This window comes from Streptomyces anatolicus, assembly GCF_019400875.1.
In the GTDB taxonomy this organism is placed as follows: Bacteria; Actinomycetota; Actinomycetes; order Streptomycetales; family Streptomycetaceae; genus Streptomyces; species Streptomyces anatolicus.
The window spans coordinates 1-1,174 of record NZ_WMBF01000846.1 but is presented as its reverse complement, the minus strand read 5'-3'; the positions used below and the strand labels follow the sequence as shown (position 1 = coordinate 1,174).

Below are 1,174 nucleotides of genomic sequence, written 5' to 3'. Positions count from 1 at the left end.
CCCCTTCACTTCCCCGCAGCCGCCCGCTTCGCGGGAAATCCGTGGGTCCGGGAGGCGAGAACCGCGAGGAGGACCGGGATGAGGAGGAGCAGGATGGTCCAGGGGAAGGACTCCGTGCCGGAGAGGTTCAGGAGGAGGCCGCCCGCTACTCCGCCGGCGGCCATGGCCACGTTCCACAGCGTGACCAGCATGGCCTGCGCGGTGTCCGCCGCGTCGCCGCCCGCGTCGCCCGCCGCGGTCTGCAGGAGGGTCGGCGCGCCGCCCCAGCCCAGGCCCCACAGCGTCACCGCCGCGTATACGAGTACCGGAGTCCCGGAGAACACCGCCAACACCGCCGCCGCCACGCCCATGAGCAGTACCGCCGCCAGCATCAGCGCGCGCAGCCTGCGGTGGATCAGGGTGCCCACGAGCCAGATGCTGACCAGGGACGCCGCGCCGAAGACCAGCAGTACCAGGTCGGTCGAGTCGCCCATGCCGAGTCCGTCGAGGTACGTCGCGATGTACGTGTAGAGGACCGTGTGCGCGAGGACGAACACCAGCGTGACGAAGAGGACCGGCGTCACGCCCGGCACGCGCAGCGTCCGCAGCATCGGAGGCGTCGCCCCGCGCGGCTGCCCGGGGTAGTCGGGTACGAGCGCCGCGATCCACGCGAGCAGGCCCGCCGTGAGGCCCGTCATGGCCAGGAACGCCACCTGCCAGCTGACCACCTTGCCCAGGAATGTTCCGGCCGGTACGCCGAGTGAGAGCGCCACGGGGATGCCCGCCATCGCGATCGCGATCGCCTTGCCCTGGAGGTGGACGGGCGCCATCCGACGGGCGTACCCGGCGAGCAGCGCCCAGGCCAGGCCCGCGGCCACGCCCGCGAGGAAACGGGCGGCCATCGTGAGGGTGTAGTTGCCCGAGAACGCCGTGACGGTGTTCGCTGCCGCGAAACCTGCCATGGCCATGAGGAGCAGTCGCTTCCGGCGCCAGCCCGATGTCGCCGCCGTCAGCGGTATCGCGGTGAGGGCGGTGCCGATGGCGTAGACGGTGACGGTCTGGCCCGTCGCGGACTCGCTCACGCCCAGGTCGGCGCTCATGGCGGGCAGCAGGCCCGCGGGCAGCGTCTCGGTCAGGCTGGTGATGAACACGGCTGTGGCCAGGGCCAGTAGGGCGGCCAGGGGCAGTTTCTGGG

The 1,174-nt window shown here is 72.0% G+C and carries 1 protein-coding gene; it reads right to left on the bottom strand.

Going from position 1 to position 1,174, the window contains the following annotated elements:
* Positions 1-5 precede the first annotated feature (5 nt).
* On the bottom strand, positions 6-1,174 hold a 1,169-nt coding region (locus GKQ77_RS32910), incomplete at its 5' end, for an MFS transporter (RefSeq protein WP_258022363.1).